Origin of the sequence: Variovorax jilinensis, assembly GCF_030316885.1 — a bacterium.
GTDB lineage: Bacteria > Pseudomonadota > Gammaproteobacteria > Burkholderiales > Burkholderiaceae_C > Variovorax > Variovorax jilinensis.
The window spans coordinates 225,406-243,903 of the sequence record NZ_JASZYQ010000001.1; the positions used below are offsets into that span (position 1 = coordinate 225,406).

An 18,498-nucleotide genomic window follows, 5' to 3' on the forward strand; every position below is an offset into this window, starting at 1 on the left:
GGGAAAGCGGCTCACGCCACCTCCAGCCCCGCAAACCCGGTACAGCCGCACGCCGTGCAGAGCCTCCGCCGCCGCCGGATCGCTCAGCTCGAACCACTGTAGAAATCAGTGAGTGTGCAGCATCGTCGTGATCGCACGCGGGCGTCCAGTCTTGGCGGGTGTGCTGTGCGGCTCGACGACCCGTCTCAACGCACGCCAGGGAGCCACCCGATCCATCTCGTCGAGAAATCGCGCCTGAACGTTTTCTTTGCGAGATGCTCAGGCCAATGCCACGGACCGCCGCCGATCAGGCCGCCAGGCGCCGCATCGAACCCACCGACATCGTCGTTCTTGAAGATGGCCTTCTGGCAATAGCACCAAGTCGGAGGCGGCCATCTGATCCTTGCCGAGCAAAGCGGGCTCAATTTCCAGGCAGAGCGTTCAAGGCGATGCGCGGCGGCGGTCACCCGGCTCCTGCCAATCGCGGGCGGGGATGACCGGCTGCTGCGGCAGCACATGGTCCTGCGGGATGTGGGTGCGGCCGGTGCGCTGTGAGCCCGGTGTCGGCTGGACCTTTGGCTTGGGCACGACCTGCTTCGCGGCGTCGATGAGCGTCTGAGGCTGGCTCATGTCCCACTGGGGGAGCTTGGCCGGTGGCAGTGGCAGCACCTTGTCGAGGTTGGGGAAGCGGAGGTCGGGGTTCAGGTACAGGGCGTCGCCTAGTGCACCGTAGCGTTCGGCACGGGCTGGGTCACGGGAGGGAGCTCCTTTCGCTATTTCTGCTCCACGGAAAAGCGTGGAAAGAGTGTTCGCGCTACCTTCGCTCCCGAACTTCACGCCTTCGTGAAGTGTTCGGATCGTCCGGTCCCAGCCTTCCGATGTCTTGTCTCGCTCATAGACCAGCGCCAACTTCTCTGCCCCGTTCCCGTTCCCTTGAGAAAAGGAGCACTGCAGCATCTTCAAACCGACAGGACGGTTGTCCCAGAATCGCTCCTTGGGGTTGTCATAGGCTGCGGAAAGGTCATAGCCCAGAAACGCCTGCGCACTCGGACTGCCCATGTCCGCTGCCAATTCCCAGAACGCATAGGCGCGACTCGCGTCCCCGTTTACACCCAGGCCGCGCTGGTGGTACGTGCCCATGGCATCGAAGGCGGCAGGAATGCCCAACTTCATCGCCTCTTCCACGATCTGGATGGCCCGCTCGGTGTCCGGAGGCACCACATAAGCCTCGGTGCCATCGCCCTGGATCAGCACACCGGCCAGATTCATCATCGCCTTCCAGTGCTTGCGCTCGGCGGCCTGCTGCCACAGCACCACCGCCTTCGGGTAGTCGCGCTGGTCGGGCCAGAGGTCGCGGCTGGTGATGCGCAGGCCCTCCTGGAGCCAGGCCTCGGCCTGGACATCGATCGGCGGCACCGAGTCGGCCTCGTGCTTGCACACGAAGTCCTGGCGATGCGGGTCGAAGGCCTTCAGGGACATGTTGCGGGGCAAAGGGCTGGACGGCGCAAGGCAGGCCACGAGCGCGCAGGCGCACATGACCACGCACAGCACACGGAACAAGCGCATGCGTCGATTCAAGCCAGGGGCTTGCCCTGCTCGTCGTGCAGGTCGCTCAGCGTGATCTGCTTGATCTGCATGCCCGCCGCAGCCGGCTGGTTGGCGTTGTCGGCCCACAGCCATCGAAGCTCATGCGGATCGATGTCCAGATACGAATCACGTGGATCGGGGAAGGGCTGGTCCTTCTCGACGTAGGCCTGGCGGCTCAAGCTGTCGAAGACGTTGGCGAGCGCGTGCCCTTCGTCCACATGGGGCTCCCAGATGCCGGTGCGCGGGCACGGCCGGTTGCCCCGGCAGGTGACGAAGGGCATCGGGATGCGGCTCGTGCGGGCGATGCCGCGTGCGGCCTCGATCGGCGGCTCGGGGTCGGCCAGCTTCACCGGCTGGCCCAGGTAGTGCCAACGCACGCCGATCACCTGGGCGTATTCGCCGAGACTGCGCTTGTCGGGAGAAACGAAGACTTCGCCCTGCGTGTAGCGCAAGGGCACCTGGCGCTCGTTCCATTCGACCTGGAACGCGCGCAGGTTCTGGGTCAGCTGCGCCAGCCAGTAGCCGGAGAACGGCGCGGTGCCGGGATCGCGCTGAGGCTCTACATGGGCGGTCAAACGGTCGAAGCGCTCCGTGAATTCGGACGCGGGCACCACGGGATTGCGCGGCAGTGCATGGCCTTGCGGGATGTGAGCGCGGCCGGTGCGCTGTGAGCCCGGTGTCGGCTGGACCTTTGGCGCGGGCACGATCTGCTTGGCCGCGTCGATGAGCGTCTGCGGCTGGCTCATGTCCCACTGGGGGAGCTTGGCCGGTGGCAGTGGCAGCACCTTGTCGAGGTTGGGGAAGCGCAGGTCGGGGTTCAGGTACAGGGCGTCGCCTAGTGCACCGTAGCGTTCCTCGCGAGCAGGATCGGGGGATGGTCCTCCGCGCGTCATCTCCGCCCCTCCAAACAAGGTGGCAAGAGAGTTCGCGCTCCGCTCGCTTCCGAACTTCACGCCTTCGTGCCAGACGCGAATCGCCTTCCCATAGTCTCGATCGACAACGCTGTAATCAAGTGCCAACTCGTGGGCCGCCTTGCCATTGCCCTGCGCGAACGCGCATTCCAGCATCTTGAATCCAACGGGCCGGTTGCTCCATATGCCAGCCTTCGGATTGTCATAGCCGGCAAGCAATGCACGACCCAGAAACGCCTGCGCACTCGGGCTGCCCATGTCTGCCGCCAGCTCCCAGAGCGCATAGGCGCGACTCGCGTCGCCGTTCACGCCCATCGCTCGCCTGTGATACGTGCCCATGGCATCGAAGGCGGCAGGAATGCCCAGCCTCATCGCCTCTTCCACGATCCGGATGGCCCGCTCGGTGTCCGGAGGCACCACATAGGGCTCGGTGCCATCGCCCTGGATCAGCACACCGGCCAGATTCATCATCGCCTTCCAGTGCTTGCGCTCGGCGGCCTGCTGCCACAGCACCACCGCCTTCGGGTAGTCGCGCTGGTCGGGCCAGAGGTCGCGGCTGGTGATGCGAAGGCCCTCCTGGAACCATGCTTCGGCCTGGGCATCGATGGGCGGCATCGCGTCGGCCTCGTGCTTGCACACGAAGTCCTGGCGATGCGGGTCGAAGGCCTTCAGGGACATGTTGCGGGGCAAGGCGCTGGAGCTGGACATGGGGCAGGCAGTGAGAGTGAGCAAGGAGAAGCAGAAAAGAACGATGAAACGAGTCATTGGCACATTCATCCGTGGCGGAAGTAAATCTCGCGTTCGTCTTCAAAGGGGATGACGAAGCCAGTCATCGATTCGCTTCGACCCTGGTCAACGATCTTCTTGTTCAGCTCCATCACTTTCTGCCAATCTGCGAAAGCACTCTTTATCGCAACTGGTCCGCCTTCTCCGCCAGCCGATTTGTTGTAGCCCCCCGCATGCATCCCCCAAACCCGCTTCCTCAGGTCCTTGGCCTTCAGGTGGTCGTCCGTGATCATGTTGAGTTCGCTGTCCACCGCCATGCTGCGCACGTTCATGTTGGCGCTGCCCAGGGTGAAGCAGGCGTCGTCGATCAGCATCAGCTTGCTGTGGATGTAGATCTGACGGAAGTCCTGCTCCGGTCGGGGCATGGGCTTGCCCTTGTTCTGCGTCACCAGCCGCGCGATCAGCACCTTCAGCCCCAGGCCCTCCAGTTCGCCGGTCATGTGGTTCTTGACCGGTGCCGCCACCTGCCGCGCGGTGGCGTACACGGCATTCCACACGGGCGCGTTGTCGGGGTCCAGGCGCTTGTCCTCGGGCAACTGGCTCCAGCGCTCCCACTTCCGGCCAATGGCCTTCATGCCCTTGTCCTGGTTGGGCATGCTGTCGGCCTCGCCCAGGCTTTTGACCATGTCGTAGGTACGCGGGATCATTCCGTCGTCCTCGGGCGACGGAATGACGGCAATCAGATGCAGCATCTGGGGCGGCCTGGATGCCTTTTGCAGACCCTTCATGAACCGGGCGCGTGTCTCCTTGAGATGACGCACCCAGCTCTCGTAGTAGAAGTACTGGTTCTCGATGTAGATGTACTGGCGCGCGAAGCTGGCCGCCTGCCAGTAGGCGTTCTTGATGCTCTTGTCGGAGCCCTCCTGCGGCTGGGTGCGCACGATCTGGATGATCGAACCGGGACTGGCGAATGCCTTGAGCTTGGGCGGCAATGCGTCCTGGTCCCGGGAGCCGACGCTGCCGCCCGCCCGGACCCAGGCCTTGACGAAGTTGCGCTGCACGCCTTGCAACGCCGGGCCCTGGATGCGGCTGGCGTAGTCCTGCAACGGATCGCGGCTGACATCCCGGCTCTTGGGTAGTGCCGCGGCGGTGGCTGTCTTGCGCGCCCAGTCGACTTCGCGCAGCGGGGTGTCGAACTCATGATCCTCGCTGTCCCAGTAGTCGGTGACGGAGTTCAGGCCCATCACATAGCCGACCGCCTTTGCGCCTTCCTTCCATGCGTAGTCGATGAGGATGGTCTTCTGGTGGTGGGTGGGAAACCGTTCCAGCAGCATCTTCTCCGTGGCCAAACCACCCGCGCTTCCGGCCGCGGAGCTGGGGAGGTCTTCCTCGTTGCCCTTGCAGCCGAGGCTCTCGCGGACCTCATCGCTGCTGCTGCCGCCGCGGAGCCTGACTTCGATGCGGGTGCGGATGTCGCCTTTCTCGGCCGGTGCCATGACGCGGCGCCACCATTCGACGCAGTAGTCATGCCGCTGCTGCTCGCAAGAGCGCATGTCTTGCCTGCCGAGAACCGGCGGCGGACTGTTCAGGCCCAGTGCCGCCATATCCTCGCGACGGGTGGTCGTCTTGTCGATCCAATAGCCTGTCCGCTGGTCGCCGGTGTAGCCGGGCATGTTGTTCTGCTTGGCGCTGCCCAGCCGGTCGTACCAGATCAGAAGCCGCACGGCGACCCCGCGCCCGGCTGCCGCGTCCAGCAGGCTGCCGAAGTGCTGTCCCCGAGGCCAGCCCTGTTCGTCCTTCTTGACTTTGTCGTTCGTCTCCCGCACGAGCTCCATGCCGGGGTCGAAACCCCAGCACACCAGATCGATGGAATCCTCGGCTGCCTCGATGTCCTTCGCGATCTCGGCGAAGGCCTTCTGCCCGCAGATGAACACGTCCACCGCATTGTTGGCGGATACCGGATGTGTCTGGCTGTTCAGTTCCGGTCGCCATTGAACAGTCAGGTCGGCGGTGCGCCGACGTTCATCGATGTGGACGATGTTGGGGTTCTGGGTGATGGGGCCTGTCATGCGTCGTTGCCTCGTTCGTCGATTCCGTAGTCTTGGTGGCGGCTGCGGCTGCCCTTGTTGGCGCGGAAGCCCTTGTTGGCAAGTCGATGCTCGGCGGAGTCCGTCAGCCTGTCGTGGACACGAAGGTCGAACCTGGCGCCGTTGGTAAGCCGAACCTCATAGGAGGCCGTGCCGCCTTGATGGTCCTTGACGAGGATCTGCCCGTGTTCGTCGGTGATCCCGTGGCCGATGGATGCACCGTTTCTGAAGAGCTCGTACGGCTCGCCCGCGAACACATATCCGTTCTGTGTGTGGGAGCCCAAACGCAGTAGCAGCATGTTTGGCGAGTCCTTGACATCCGCAACGGGCAACTGCGGCACCGGTACGTTGTCCGGCCCTGGCGATCCATGGCTCGCCGCATGCTCCACCCAATACCCCTGCGTGCCGTGTTCAATGCCTTCGCTGCTCCAGCGGGTGTAGCTGGTGCCGCCGTTGATGACGACCTCGTCCTTGGCAGTGATGGCGATCTTCTGGCCCTGCACGCTGATGTTCATCTTGGCAAGCAGGTTGACGCTGTGCTTGAGCGCGGTCACGTCGATGTCGCCTCGTCCGGCCTTCAGCATGACGCCCGTCCTGACTGCAAACATCCGGATGGCCTCCTTCACGCTCGCCAGCAGGCTCCTGCCCGCCGAGACACTGATGTGACCGCCGCTGGTGAAGGCCGTGTGCGCATCGCTGGCGATGTGGGTGGAGCCAGCGGTGGTGCTCTCGATGCCCGCCGGGCTGGCCAGCACCAGGTGCGGCTCGCCGAGTTCCGGGAAATGGCCTTCACTTTCGCCTGTGCCTGTGCCGCCGCCCTCGATGGCATCGTTCTGCGCCTTCAGCGCCTGCGTCACTTCGTCCTGATCACCGTCCAGGTGCGCCCGGGCCTGCAGCGCGGCTTCAGAGAGGTCTTCGTGCCGGTCGCGGGCCGCGGTCAGCCGCTGCACGGTCTCCCCCATGTCCGTGACGTGGCCGCGCGCGTGGGTCCGGCCTTCGGTGCTGATCAGCAAACCATCCTTGGCGCGCACGACGCCGTGGCCATCGGTCCTCAGCTCAAAGCCTTCGCCGCGCGCGTCCTTGCGCCCGGCGTTGTCCTCGATGCGCGTGATGTGCCCGAGGCTCAGCTGGCTGTGCTGGTGGTCGCTCTTGAGCTGGGCCTGGATCTTCGCTTCCGTGTCGTCGAGGACCAGGTGGTTGCTGCGGCCCGCCGCCGAGTTGCCGCCTTCCTTGGTCAGCTCCCGGCTTCTGAAGCCCGAGAGCGCCGACTGGCTCGGCAGACTCCACGGCGGCAGGTTGACCTGGTTGTGAACCCGGCCGGTGCAGATCGGAAGGTCCGCATCGCCACCCAGGAAGTCGACGATGACTTCCTGGCCGATTCTCGGGATGTGGATGCCACCGAGCTGATTGCCGGCCCACGGCGAGGACACGCGCAGCCAGCAGGTGCTGTGCTGGTTCCGGGCGCCGATGCGGTCCCAGGGGAACTGGACCTTGATGCGGCCCAGTTCGTCGGTCCACAGGTTCTGGCCCTCGGGGCCGACCACCAGCGCGGTCTGCGGGCCGTGGGTGTGGGGCTTGGCCCGGGTCGGCTCGGGTCGAAGGGGTTCCGTGACGGGGTGGGCCGTGAGGTCGACCTCCACGCGCCACTGCTGCCGCAGGCCCGGCGCGTTGCCCGGGCCCGGGCGCTGGCTGTCCTGGCCCACGTTCTCGATCAGGAAGCGGGTGTCGAGAATCAGATAGTCGGCATTGGCGGTCTGCCGGGGGTGCTTCCTGAGCCCGAAGGTGAAGCCCGGAGTCATGCCGCGCAGGTTGCCGCTGGCCTGGGCGCGCGCGCCGTGGGTGCGCAGCGCCTGCATGCGCAACAGCGCGATCAGGCGGCCTTCGTCGTGCGGGTCGTTGGCCTCGGCGCTTCCGGCGCGGGGCTGGGCGTAGTGGCTGCCGGCGCTTCCTGCACCTCCTGCACCTCCAGCACCGCCGTCATGCCACTGGTAGACCTCGCCATCGGCCTGCCCGGTGGGGCGCGGGTCCTGGCGGCCCTGGCTGAGGTCGGCACGCGGGCGGGTGTAGTCGTAGTCACGCGTAGCGTAGCGGCCGCTGGTGAGATGGTGCTCGGGCACGAAGGCGTGGAGGTACTCGGCATCGGGCTTCCAGCCGGGTGTGTGGTACGCCACCTGGCGGTAGGCCTCGCTCGGGTTCTCCTGAAACGCGCCCATGTTGTCGATGAGCACCAGCCGGTGCTTGCCCTCGGCGTGCGCGAAGAAGTAGTTGATGCCCCATTCCTGGCACAGGCGCTCGAAGAAGGCGAAGTCGCTTTCGTTGAACTGGGTCTGGTAGTCGCGCGGCGGGTAGGTCTCGACGAGGCGCCTGTCGACCGCGAAGGGGTAGTCGGCCAGCAGTTCGTCCAGGATCTCGACCACGGTCTTGTTCTGGAAGATCTTGCAGTCGGTGCTGAGGGTGGCGAGGTGCAGCCAAGGGCGCAGGGTCAGGCGATAGCGGATGTGGCGGCCTTGCTCGCCCAGGCAGGCGGCGTCGGCGATGAGGGCGTTGATCTCGCGTGTGCCCGCGCCTATGTGGTCGACGCTGGCGCCCACCACGCCGGGGATGAAGCGGCCCGAGCCATCGAGTGCGATCGTGCAGCTGATCTCGCGGCCGATGAAGTCGTCGAGGTTGAAGTCGGCGGCTGCGCTGGCGCCAAGGTTCAACGTGTCGGGGGTCTGGAGAAGAAGCTCGTACTCGAACAGGCGGTTGAGGCCCTCGCGGCCCGACAGGCGCACGGGCTCCAACGCGGGCGCGCCGAGGAACACGGGCACGGCTGCGCTGCTGACGGTCAGCGTGTGCGACATGATTTGACTACTCCCTGATATCTCTATGGATCGACCGCCGTGACAATGGCGGGGCTGCAGCGATCCGGTGTCGCCGCAATGCAAGAAGGAGCTTAGGTCAATGAATACAAGTCAATGACCGCCTTCCGATTTCAGAGAAGAAGCGGACACCGAGACGAGGCGAATCGATAGACAAATCGATCCCAAACCCGGGCAAACCCGGGCGGGAGAACAGGACGAGCCCTCTCGCTCGATGCAATTGAAGACGCCCGAATCTTTGGTCGGGTGCCCCATCGATGGGTGGTCAACACCCACTAAGGGAAAGTCCCCGCGCATCTCCCCCGCGCCGCGCGGGCCTGCGCCGCTACGATCGGGCGATGGCGACGCCGGCCGCACCCGACCGGCCGTCGCCGGCGGAGGAAACGGCTTTGGTCAATGGGCAACCCCGGCATGCGCCACGCGACGAGCACCGCTCGCACCGCGATGAGCGCCTCATGTGGATCACCTCGCAGCGCGTGTTCTATGCCGGTCTGCTCGGCGCGGCCAGCGAACGCACGATGGGCGGCTACGGCATCTGCGTGTCGCAGCACGGTGCGCCGCTGCGCATCCGCCTGGGGGGCGGCGCCTGGCAGAGCGGCGAGCTGATCGTGGTGCCGCCGCAGGTGCCGCACCGGATCGAATCCGCGCATCCGCAGATCCTCAGCATCCTGGTCGAATCCGAGTCGGTCGATGCGGCTCGGCTCCCGGCCTTCCTGCAGCATTGCGGCCCGGTCGAGGCGCCGGCCTTCGTGCAGCGCGTGCGCGATGCGCATGCGCGCCTCGCAGAGGCTTCGGGCCGCGAGAGCTTCGAGCGCTTCGACTTCGACCAGCTGCTGTTCGGCGCGGCGCTGGCGGCACGGCCGCTCGATGCGCGCATCCGGCAGGTGGTCGACCGCATCAACGCCGACCCCGCCGAGCCCACCTCGGCGGAGATCTGCGCGCACGCCGTCGGGCTCTCGTTCTCGCGCTTCCTGCACCTCTTCAAGCAGGAGACCGGTCAGACCTTCCGCGCCTTCCGCGCCTGGAAGCGCGCGCGCAGCCTGCTGCGCCACGTGCGCCAGAGCGCCACGCTGACCGACATCGCGCTCGACACCGGCTACCCCGATTCGACCCACTTCAGCCATTCGATCCGGCAGGTCTACGGCCTGCGCCCGAGCGACATCCTGGCCGGCTCGCGCCGGCTCGCGCTGCACCAGTGAGCCGTGCCGGCGCGCGCGAGCAGATGCGGGTGAACCCTCTGCGTCGCCGTCGCCACTCACCGCTATAAACCGCAAACCCCGAACGAGCCGCTCCTTTGCAAATACTCCAGCTCCTTCTCTCAGGCATCGCACAAGGCTGCATCTACGGCCTGATCGCGCTGGGGTTCGTGCTGATCTACAAGGCCACCGAGACCGTGAGCTTTTCGCAGGGCGAGCTCATGATGGTCGGCGCCTTCTGCGCCTTCGCGGGCATGTCGCTGTTCGGGCTGCCGTTCTGGCTCGCGGCGCTGCTGGCGGTGATCGCGATGGTGGCGCTCGGCGTGCTGCTCGAACTGGTCGTGATCCGGCCGATCCTGGGCCAGCCGCAGTTCTCGATCGTGATGCTGACCATCGGCGTCGGCTACGTGGCGCGTGGCCTGGTGACGATGATCCCGGGCATCGGCACCGAGACCCACACGCTGCCGGTGCCGTACAAGGACCAGATCTGGAAGCTCGGCGAGCTCGTGATCAACCTCGAGCAGCTGGCGGTCATCGTGGCCACCGCGGTGCTGTGCGGGCTGCTGTTCGCGATGTTCCGCTACAGCAAGCTGGGCATCGCGATGCAGGCCTCGTCGCAGAACCAGCTTGCGGCCTACTACATGGGCATTCCGGTCAAGCGGCTCAACGGCCTGGTGTGGGGCCTGGCCGCGGCGGTGGCCGCGATCGCGGGCATGCTGCTGGCGCCGATCACCTTCGTGCACGCGAACATGGGCTTCATCGGCCTCAAGGCCTTTCCGGCCGCGGTGGTGGGCGGCTTCGGCAGCCTGCCGGGTGCGATCGTCGGCGGCCTGGTGATCGGCATCGTCGAATCCTTCGCGGGCTTCTACCTGCCCGACGGCTTCAAGGACACGGCGCCGTACATCGTGGTGCTGGTGATGCTGATGGTGAAGCCGAACGGCCTGTTCGGCGAGAAGCTCAGGAAGAAGGTGTAGACCGGCATGCGCTACATCTTCAAGACCAGCTACGCGCAGGACATCGCGCTCGCCCGACATGGCGGCCACGTGTTCTGGTATGGGCTGCTGTGCGTGGCGCTGCTGGCGGCACCCTGGGTGGTGCCCGAATACTGGCTGGCGCAGCTCACCTTCGTGCTGATCTACGGCATCGTGGGCCTGGGGCTGATGCTGCTCGCGGGCTTCACGGGCCAGTTCTCGATCGGACATGCGGCCTTCCTGGGCACGGGTGCCTACACGCAGGCCGTGCTCGGCAATCTGGGCGTGCCGTTTCCGCTCGCGCTGCTGGCCTCGGCGGCGCTGTCGGCGGCGGTCGGCGTGGTGGTGGCCCTGCCGGCGCTGCGGGTCAAGGGCATCTACCTGGGCATCGCGACGCTGGCCTTCGGCTTCATCGTCGAAGAGGTGTTCGCGCGCTGGGAAAGCGTCACGGGCGGCAACTCGGGACTGCACGTGAAGTCGCCCACCCTGTTCGGCTGGTCCCTCGGTTCGAGCGAGAGCTTCTACCTCGTCTGCCTGGTGGTCGCCGTGCTGTGCACGCTCGCGATACTGAACCTGCTGCGCTCGCCGACCGGCCGTGCCTTCGTCGCCATCCGCGATTCCGAGATCTCGGCCCAGAGCATGGGCATCCACCTGGCGCGCTACAAGACGCTGTCGTTCGCGATCTCGGCCGCGCTCGCGGGCCTGGGCGGCGCGCTCTATGCGCACAAGCTGAGCTTCATCTCGCCCGACCAGTTCAGCATCCTGCAGTCGATCGACCTCTTGCTGCTGGTGGTGATCGGCGGCCTCGGGTCCGTGCACGGCGCCTTTCTCGGCGCGATCTTCCTGATCGCGATGCCGCAGCTGATCGCCTCGGCCAAGGACTTCCTGCCCCAGGCGATCGGCCAGGCGCCCGGGCTGCAGGGCCTGGTCTACGGCCTGGTGCTGATCGCCTTCGTGCTGTTCGAGCCGCTCGGTCTGTACGGGCGCTGGGTCAAGGTGCGCACCTGGCTGCAGTTGTTCCCGTTCTACCGGCGCGGGCTGTTCAAGCGGCAGAAGTCGTTCACCAAATCGGATCGCCTGCGATGAGCACCGGCGACATCCTCCTCTCGGCCCGGGACCTGAGCGTGCGCTTCGGCGGCGTGCTGGCGGTCAACAACGTGAGCTTCGACGTCCGACGCGGCGAGGTCTTCACGCTGATCGGGCCCAACGGCGCGGGCAAGACCACGGTGTTCAACCTGATCAGCCGCATCTACACCCCGACCGCGGGGCAGATCCTCTGGCACGGCGAGAACGGCGGCGCGCCGCTGGCGCTCACGCAGCAGGCGCCGTACGAGATTGCGGCCCTGGGCATCGCGCGCACCTTCCAGAACATCGAGCTGTTCGAGCACGCGACCGTGCTGCACAACCTGCTGATCGGCCGCCATACACACCGCAGCACGAGCTTCCTGAGCGAGGTGTTCTTCACGCCCGCCACCCGGCGCGCCGAGATCCGGGCGCGCGAGAAGGTGGAGCAGGTGATCGACCTGCTCGATCTGCAGCATCACCGCGATTCCATGGTGGCCGGCCTGCCCTATGGCGTGCGCAAGGTGGTGGAGCTGGCGCGCGCGCTGTGCACCGAGCCCAAGCTGCTGCTGCTCGATGAGCCGTCGTCCGGCCTCAATGTCGAGGAGACGGCCGACATGGCCTTCTGGATCCAGGATATCCAGCACGAGCTCGGCATCTCGGTGCTGATGGTCGAGCACGACATGTCGCTGGTGTCGAAGGTGTCGGACCGCGTGCTCGCGATGAACATGGGCGAGGCGCTGGCTTCGGGCACGCCTTCGGAGGTGCAGTCGGATGCGAAGGTGATCGAGGCCTATCTGGGCACCGTGGACGACGTGAGCAGCCTGCGGAGGACGGCATGAGCCGCATGGCCGCTCCGAAGGCGAACGCCGAAGCGCTGCTGCGCGAGGTTCTCCCATGAGCGACATCGTGCTGCAGCTTCTCAACGTGGAAAGCGCCTACGGCCCGATCAAGGCGATCCGCGGCGTCAGCCTCAAGGTGCGCGCGGGCGAGATCGCGACCGTGCTGGGTTCCAACGGCGCGGGCAAGACCACCATCCTCAAGACCATCTCGGGGATCATCGATCCGCGCAAGGGCAGCATCGAGTTCAAGGGCCAGAACATCACGGCCCAGGACCCGGCCCGCATCGTGCAGCAGGGGCTGAGCCATGTGCCCGAGGGGCGCGAGGTGTTTCCGCTGCTGTCGGTGCGCGACAACCTGCTCATGGGCGCCTACACGCGCCAGGACCGCGACGGCGTGGCACGCGACATGGAGACGGTCTTCAACTACTTCCCGATCCTGCGCGAGCGCGCCACGCAGGATGCCGGGCTGCTGTCGGGCGGGCAGCAGCAGATGCTGGCCATCTCGCGCGCCATCATGGCGGCGCCGCAGCTGATCCTGCTCGACGAGCCGAGCCTGGGCCTGTCGCCCAAGCTCACGAAGGAGATCTTCGAGATCGTGGTGCGCATCAACCGCGAGCGCGGCACCACCATCCTCCTGGTCGAGCAGAACGCCAACATGGCGCTCAACGCCTCCGACTACGGCTACGTGCTCGAGAACGGCCGCATCGTCATGGAAGACACCTGCGAGCGGCTGCGCGAGAAGGACGACATCAAGGAGTTCTACCTCGGCCTCAAGGACGACGGCGTGCGCGGCGAGCGGCGCTGGAAAAAGAAGAAGAACTGGAGATGAGCCAAGCCAAGCCCCCGCACACCAGGCCGCCCGCCGGTCTCTGGGACCTCGATCGGCTGCAGCCCCGCACCGGGATCGTGGTCGAAGGCGAGACCGTGCCGGCACTGTTCTGGAACGCCGCCCGCATGCGCAGCGAAAACGTGTGGATGCGGCAGAAGAAGCTCGGCATCTGGCGCAGCTGGACCTGGAAGCAGACCGCCGACGCGGTCGCCGAGATCGCGGGCGGACTGATGGCGATCGGCTTCGCGCCGCACGAGTGCGCCTCGATCCTCTCGAACACCGTCATCGAGTGGGTGCTGTGCGACCTCGCGGTGCTCAGCTGCGGCGGCGTCGCCAACGGCATCTACCCGACCGACGCTGCCTCGCAGGTGCACTACCTGAGCGAGGATTCGCGCACCACGGTGCTGTTCGTCGAGGACGACGAGCAGCTCGACAAGGCATTGGAGGTGCGCGCCGGCCTGCCGCTGCTGCGAAAGATCGTGGTCTTCGACATGGAGGGCCTGCGCGACCTGCGCGACCCCGACGTGATCAGCCTCGACGCGTTGCGCGCGCTCGGCCGCGATCACCTGGCCGCGCATCCGCAGGCGCTCGAGGCGCGCATCGCGGGCTGCAGGCCCCAGGACCTCGCGATCCTGGTCTACACCTCGGGCACCACCGGCAGGCCCAAGGGCGCGATGCACACCCACCGCGGCCTGGTCTATTCCGCGCGCGGCTACAACACGCTGGTGGCGCAGGACGAGCGCGACGAGCGCATGTGCTTCCTGCCGCTTTGCCACATCGCCGAGCGCATGGGCGGCGAGTATTTCGCGATGTACACGGGATCGATCCTCAATTTCGTCGAGAACCCCGAGACCGTGCCCGAGAACGTGCGCGAGATCGCGCCAACCATCTTCACCGCGGTGCCGCGCGTGTGGGAGAAGTTCTATTCGGGCGTGATGATCGCGCTCAAGGAAGCGAGCGGCCTGCAGCAGGCCGCCTACGCCTGGAGCATCGGCGTCGGCACCGAGATCGCCGAGCGCGTGCTGGCCGGCCAGCCGGTCGGCGGCCTGCTCAGGTTCAAGTTCATGCTCGCGCGCCGACTCGCGCTCGACAACGTGCGCAAGCTGATCGGCATCCATCGCGCGCGCTTCCTGGTGACCGGCGCGGCGCCGATCTCGCCCGAGCTGGTCAAGTGGTACCTCGCGCTCGGCGTGCCGATGCTCGAGGTCTGGGGCATGACGGAAACCTGCGGTGCCGCCACCGGCGTCCCGGCCGGACGCATCAAGCCGGGTTCGATCGGGCCGGCCGCCAGCTACAACGAGGTGCGCGTCGACCCGGTCACGGGCGAGATCCTGGTGCGCGGGCCGAACGTCTTCGCGGGCTACCTGAACCTGCCCGAGAAGACCGCCGAGACCATCGATGCCGACGGCTGGCTGCACACCGGCGATGTCGGCACGGTCGACGAGGACGGGTTTTTCCGCATCACCGACCGCATGAAGGACATCATCATCACCGCCGGTGGCAAGAACATCACGCCGAGCGAACTCGAGAACGAGCTCAAGTTCAGCCCGTACATCACCGACGCCGTGGTGATCGGCGACGCCCGGCCCTACCTCACGGTGATCGTCATGATCGACCAGGAGAACGTCGAGAAATTCGCCCAGGACCACGACGTGCCGTTCAGCAACTACCAGAGCCTCACGCGCACGCAGGAGGTGCAGGACCTGATCCAGGCCGAGCTCGACCGGGTCAACGCCAAGTTCGCGCGCGTCGAGCAGATCAAGAAGTTCTTCCTGCTCGAGACCCAGCTCAGCGCCGAGGACGAGGAGCTCACGCCGACCATGAAGCTCAAGCGCAAGCTGGTGCAGACCAAGTACGCCGAGCGCATCGACGCCATGTATGCCGCCTGACGCCGGGCCGGTTTCTTTCGCCAACCTAGAGGAGACATCCGTATGAAGACCCAGACACTGATCCCCCTGGCCGCCGCGGCCGGTCTCGCACTGGCCTCCGGCATGGCCGGCGCGCAGCAGGGCGTGAGCAAGGACGAGATCCGCATCGGCACCATCCAGGATCTGTCCGGCCCGCTGGCCGGCTTCGGCAAGCAGGCCCGCAACGGCATGCAGCTCGGCGTGGACGAATTCAACGAGCAGGGCAGCGTGCACGGCCGCAAGCTCAAGCTCTTCGTCGAGGATTCGGGCTACGACCCCAAGAAGGCGGTGCTGGCGGCGCAGAAGCTGGTCAACCAGGAAAAGATCTTCATCATGGCGGGCCACATCGGCACGGCGCAGAACATGGCGGCGATGCCGGTGCAGTTCGACAAGAACATCGTCAACTTCTTCCCGATCACGGCGGCGCGCGAGATGTACGAGCCGCTCAACCGGCTCAAGTATTCGTTCGCCGCCACCTACTACGACCAGATCCGCATGGCGCTGCCCAAGCTGATCAAGGACAAGGGCGCCAAGAAGGTCTGCACCATCTACCAGGACGACGAGTTCGGTCTCGAGGTGCAGCGCGGCGCCGAGGCCGGCCTCAAGGCGGCGGGCATGGAACTCGCCGAGAAGACCTCGTTCAAGCGCGGCGCCACCGACTTCTCGTCGCAGGTCGCCAAGATGAAGGCCGCCAACTGCGATCTCGTGGTGCTGGGCACCATCATCCGCGAGACCATCGGCACCGTCGGCGAGGCGCGCAAGACCGGCTTCAATCCGACCTTCCTGGGCTCCAGCGCGGCCTACACCGACCTGATCCACAAGCTCGGCGGCAAGCCGATGGACGGCGTCTACGCCACCATGACGGTGCAGAACCCCTACACCGACGAGCAGTCGCAGCCGCTGCGCTTCTGGGCCAACAAGTACAAGACCAAGTTCAACGAGGACCCGACCGTGTTCTCGGTCTACGGCTACATGATCGTCCAGAGCTTCGTTCAGGCGGCCAACAAGGCCGGCCCCAACCTCACGACCGACAGCTTCATCAAGGCCATGGATGCGAGCACCTTCGAGCCCGACATGTTCGGCAGCCCCAAGATGACCTTCACCGCCACCAAGCGGCTGGGCAACGACCAGTCGCGCCTCTCGCAGATCGTCGATGGCAAGTGGAAGGTGGTGTCGGACTACCTGGCGCCGTGAGTAGCTCGGGCCTGCCGAGCCGGACACAATGCAAAAAGGCTCCCGAGGGAGCCTTTTTCATGCCGAAGCAGGTAGGGAGCGCGAGGGCTTAGTAGCCGCCGCGGCCACCGCCGCCGCCGCCGTAGCCGCCGCCACCACCGCTGCGGCCACCGCCGCCGCCGCCGCCGCCGTAGCCGCCACCGCCGCCACCACCGTAGCCGCCGCCACCGCTGCGGCCACCGCCGCCGCCGAAGCCGCCGGGCGAACGGGGTTCCATCGGACGGGCTTCATTGACCGTCAGGCTGCGGCCGTCGAGGGCCTGGCCGTTCAGGCCTTCGATGGCTGCCAGCGCTTCCGCGTCGGTGCCCATTTCGACAAAGCCGAAGCCCTTGGAGCGACCGCTGTCGCGTTCCATCATGACCTTGGCGCTCGCGACCGAACCGTACTGGCTGAAAGCCTGTTCGAGGTCGTTGTCGCGGATGGAGTAGGCGAGGTTGCCTACGTAGAGTTTCTTGCCCATGGAGGGACTCCTAATCAAACCAAAAAAACAAAGCGATGGAGTCCCAGAATCACAACAAACAAAAGTGGCGCTGTGGCGCGAAACTGACCGATCACCGGTTGACGCATCAGACAGAGAACTGCCTGAGACGCTCCGGCATTGTCGTGCACTATCAAACTTTTTGGTGAACTTCCGCTTAAATTTCCAGTGTTTTTTTGTTTTCCAGGCAAAAAAGCTGCGGATCAGGTCTTCGGACGGCTGCGGCGCAGCGGCTCCAGCAGCCCTTTGAGACCGTTGTGGTCGATTTCGTGCATGAGCGCGAGCAGGCGGCCGATCTCGCCGGGCGGAAAGCCCTCGCGCGCGAACCAGGTCAGGTAGTTGCCGGGCAGGTCGGCCACCAGGCGGCCCTTGTACTTGCCGAAAGGCATCTCGCGCGTGACGAGTTTCTGGAGGTCGTCGGGGCTCATCGCGATGCATCCTGTGTGTGATCCGTTGCCATGGTGGCTATGCTCGCGAGTCCCGCGCAAGCCGCCTCCTTCCATTTCCGATCTTCCCATGCCCTTTCTCAAGCTCGGCCTCGATCCTGCCCTGGTGCGCGCCGCGGCCGACAAGGGCTACGCGACGCCCACCGCGATCCAGCGGGAAGCCATCCCCGCGATCCTGAAGGGTCGCGACCTGCTCGGCTCGGCCCAGACCGGCTCCGGCAAGACGGCCGCCTTCGCGCTGCCCCTGCTGCAGCGGCTGGCCGATCGGGTGCCGGCTTCGCCGCGCCGCCTGCAGTCGCTGGTGCTGGTGCCGACGCGCGAACTGGCGGCCCAGGTGGGCGAGACCCTGCGGGGTCTGGCCCAGTCGCTGCCGACGCCGGTACGCATCGCGGTCGCCTTCGGCGGCGTGTCGATCAATCCGCAGATGATGGCGCTGCGCGGCGGCGCCGACATCATGGTCGCGACGCCGGGCCGCCTGCTCGACCTCGTCGGGCAGCGCGCGCTGCGGCTCACGACGGTGCAGACCCTTGTGCTCGACGAGGCCGACCGGCTGTTCGACCTCGGCTTTGCCGAGGAGCTGGGCCGCATCCTCGCGCTGCTGCCCGCGCAGAGGCAGAACCTGCTCTTCTCTGCCACCTTCCCGCCCGCGATCCAGGCACTGGCCGAGCAGTTGCTGCACGACCCGCTCCGCATCGAGGTGGCCTCCGAGCCCGCGCACGAGCCCGCCATCCAGCAACGCGCGATCGAGGTCGACCCCGATCGCCGCACGCAGCTGCTGCGCCAGCTGGTCAAGGGCAGCGGCTGGAGCCGCGTGCTGGTCTTCGTTGCCACCAAGCATGCGGCCGAGACCGCGGCCGACAAGCTGCGCCGTGCCGGCATCGAGGCCGAACCCTTCCACGGCCTGCTTAGCCAAGGCAAGCGCAGCCAGGTGCTGGCCGACTTCAAGGCGCAACGCGTGCACGTGGTGGTGGCCACCGACCTCGCGGCGCGCGGCATCGACGTGGTGCAGCTGCCGGTGGTGGTCAACTACGACCTGCCGCGCTCCTCGGTCGACTATGTCCATCGCATCGGCCGCACGGGGCGGGCCGGACAGAGCGGCGTGGCCGTGAGCTTCGTGAGCGCGGCGACCGAGGCGCATTTCCGCCTGATCGAGAAGCGCCAGGGCTTGAACGTGCCGCGCGAGCGCGTGGCGGGCTTCGAGCCGACCCAGCCGCCGGCCGGCAGCGAGGGCGTTGCCGGCGCAGGAGCACAGGGCGCGCCGGGCAGCGGCGGCATCAAGGGCAAGCGGCCGAGCAAGAAGGACAAGCTGCGCGCGCTGCAGGCCGAGGGCGCCAACCCGGCAGGCAAGCGCTGAGCCTGCGGGCGGTCGCGAGCGGCACATGC

General features: G+C 66.4%; 14 protein-coding genes. 8 read left to right on the forward strand and 6 right to left on the reverse strand.

What is annotated here, in order from left to right; genetic code table 11:
- Window positions 1–420: 420 nt before the first annotated feature.
- Genes QTH87_RS01180 through QTH87_RS01195 form a run of 4 tightly spaced genes read right to left on the reverse strand, consistent with a single transcriptional unit; the run spans window position 421 to window position 8,133 of the window.
- Window positions 421–1,545, reverse strand: coding sequence for an SEL1-like repeat protein (locus QTH87_RS01180; protein ID WP_286606199.1), 1,125 nt, complete (start codon window positions 1,543–1,545; stop codon window positions 421–423).
- Between the two features lie 8 nt (window positions 1,546–1,553).
- Entirely contained in the window at window positions 1,554–3,242 is a 1,689-nt protein-coding gene (locus tag QTH87_RS01185) for an SEL1-like repeat protein (protein ID WP_286606200.1), read from the reverse strand.
- An 8-nt stretch (window positions 3,243–3,250) separates the two neighbouring features.
- On the reverse strand, window positions 3,251–5,272 hold the full coding sequence (locus QTH87_RS01190; protein WP_286606202.1) for a phospholipase D-like domain-containing protein: 2,022 nt from the start codon (window positions 5,270–5,272) through the stop codon (window positions 3,251–3,253).
- Window positions 5,269–8,133 (reverse strand): type VI secretion system Vgr family protein, encoded by a 2,865-nt coding sequence (locus QTH87_RS01195; RefSeq protein ID WP_286606204.1) that lies wholly within the window; start codon window positions 8,131–8,133, stop codon window positions 5,269–5,271. Before QTH87_RS01195 ends, QTH87_RS01190 begins: the two co-directional genes overlap by 4 nt.
- Before the next feature lie 473 nt (window positions 8,134–8,606).
- Between QTH87_RS01195 and QTH87_RS01200 the strand changes: the two genes are divergently transcribed.
- The 7 genes from QTH87_RS01200 to QTH87_RS01230 all read left to right on the forward strand — a co-directional run bounded on the left by QTH87_RS01200 (window position 8,607) and on the right by QTH87_RS01230 (window position 16,152).
- Window positions 8,607–9,350 (forward strand): helix-turn-helix domain-containing protein, encoded by a 744-nt coding sequence (locus QTH87_RS01200; protein WP_286606207.1) that lies wholly within the window; start codon window positions 8,607–8,609, stop codon window positions 9,348–9,350.
- Window positions 9,351–9,445: 95 nt separating this feature from the next.
- Window positions 9,446–10,321: a branched-chain amino acid ABC transporter permease gene (locus tag QTH87_RS01205; RefSeq protein WP_286606209.1), complete on the forward strand. Its 876-nt coding sequence runs from the start codon at window positions 9,446–9,448 to the stop codon at window positions 10,319–10,321.
- A 6-nt stretch (window positions 10,322–10,327) separates the two neighbouring features.
- On the forward strand, window positions 10,328–11,404 hold the full coding sequence (locus tag QTH87_RS01210) for a branched-chain amino acid ABC transporter permease (RefSeq protein ID WP_286606210.1): 1,077 nt from the start codon (window positions 10,328–10,330) through the stop codon (window positions 11,402–11,404).
- On the forward strand, window positions 11,401–12,222 hold the full coding sequence (locus QTH87_RS01215) for an ABC transporter ATP-binding protein (RefSeq protein ID WP_286606211.1): 822 nt from the start codon (window positions 11,401–11,403) through the stop codon (window positions 12,220–12,222). Before QTH87_RS01210 ends, QTH87_RS01215 begins: the two co-directional genes overlap by 4 nt.
- 55 nt (window positions 12,223–12,277) lie before the next feature.
- Window positions 12,278–13,051: an ABC transporter ATP-binding protein gene (locus QTH87_RS01220; RefSeq protein ID WP_286606212.1), complete on the forward strand. Its 774-nt coding sequence runs from the start codon at window positions 12,278–12,280 to the stop codon at window positions 13,049–13,051.
- Entirely contained in the window at window positions 13,048–14,940 is a 1,893-nt protein-coding gene (locus QTH87_RS01225; RefSeq protein WP_286606213.1) for an AMP-dependent synthetase/ligase, read from the forward strand. The genes QTH87_RS01220 and QTH87_RS01225 overlap by 4 nt, the downstream gene beginning before the upstream one ends.
- 42 nt (window positions 14,941–14,982) lie before the next feature.
- Window positions 14,983–16,152 (forward strand): ABC transporter substrate-binding protein, encoded by a 1,170-nt coding sequence (locus QTH87_RS01230; protein ID WP_444812731.1) that lies wholly within the window; start codon window positions 14,983–14,985, stop codon window positions 16,150–16,152.
- An 88-nt stretch (window positions 16,153–16,240) separates the two neighbouring features.
- Here QTH87_RS01230 and rbp read toward each other — a convergent pair whose 3' ends face one another.
- Window positions 16,241–16,651, reverse strand: coding sequence for an RNA-binding regulator (gene rbp, locus QTH87_RS01235; RefSeq protein ID WP_286606214.1), 411 nt, complete (start codon window positions 16,649–16,651; stop codon window positions 16,241–16,243).
- A 221-nt stretch (window positions 16,652–16,872) separates the two neighbouring features.
- Window positions 16,873–17,097: a DUF3820 family protein gene (locus QTH87_RS01240; RefSeq protein ID WP_286606215.1), complete on the reverse strand. Its 225-nt coding sequence runs from the start codon at window positions 17,095–17,097 to the stop codon at window positions 16,873–16,875.
- An 88-nt stretch (window positions 17,098–17,185) separates the two neighbouring features.
- Between QTH87_RS01240 and QTH87_RS01245 the strand changes: the two genes are divergently transcribed.
- Window positions 17,186–18,469, forward strand: a complete 1,284-nt coding sequence (locus QTH87_RS01245; protein WP_286606216.1) for a DEAD/DEAH box helicase — start codon at window positions 17,186–17,188, stop codon at window positions 18,467–18,469.
- The last annotated feature ends 29 nt before the right edge of the window (window positions 18,470–18,498 follow it).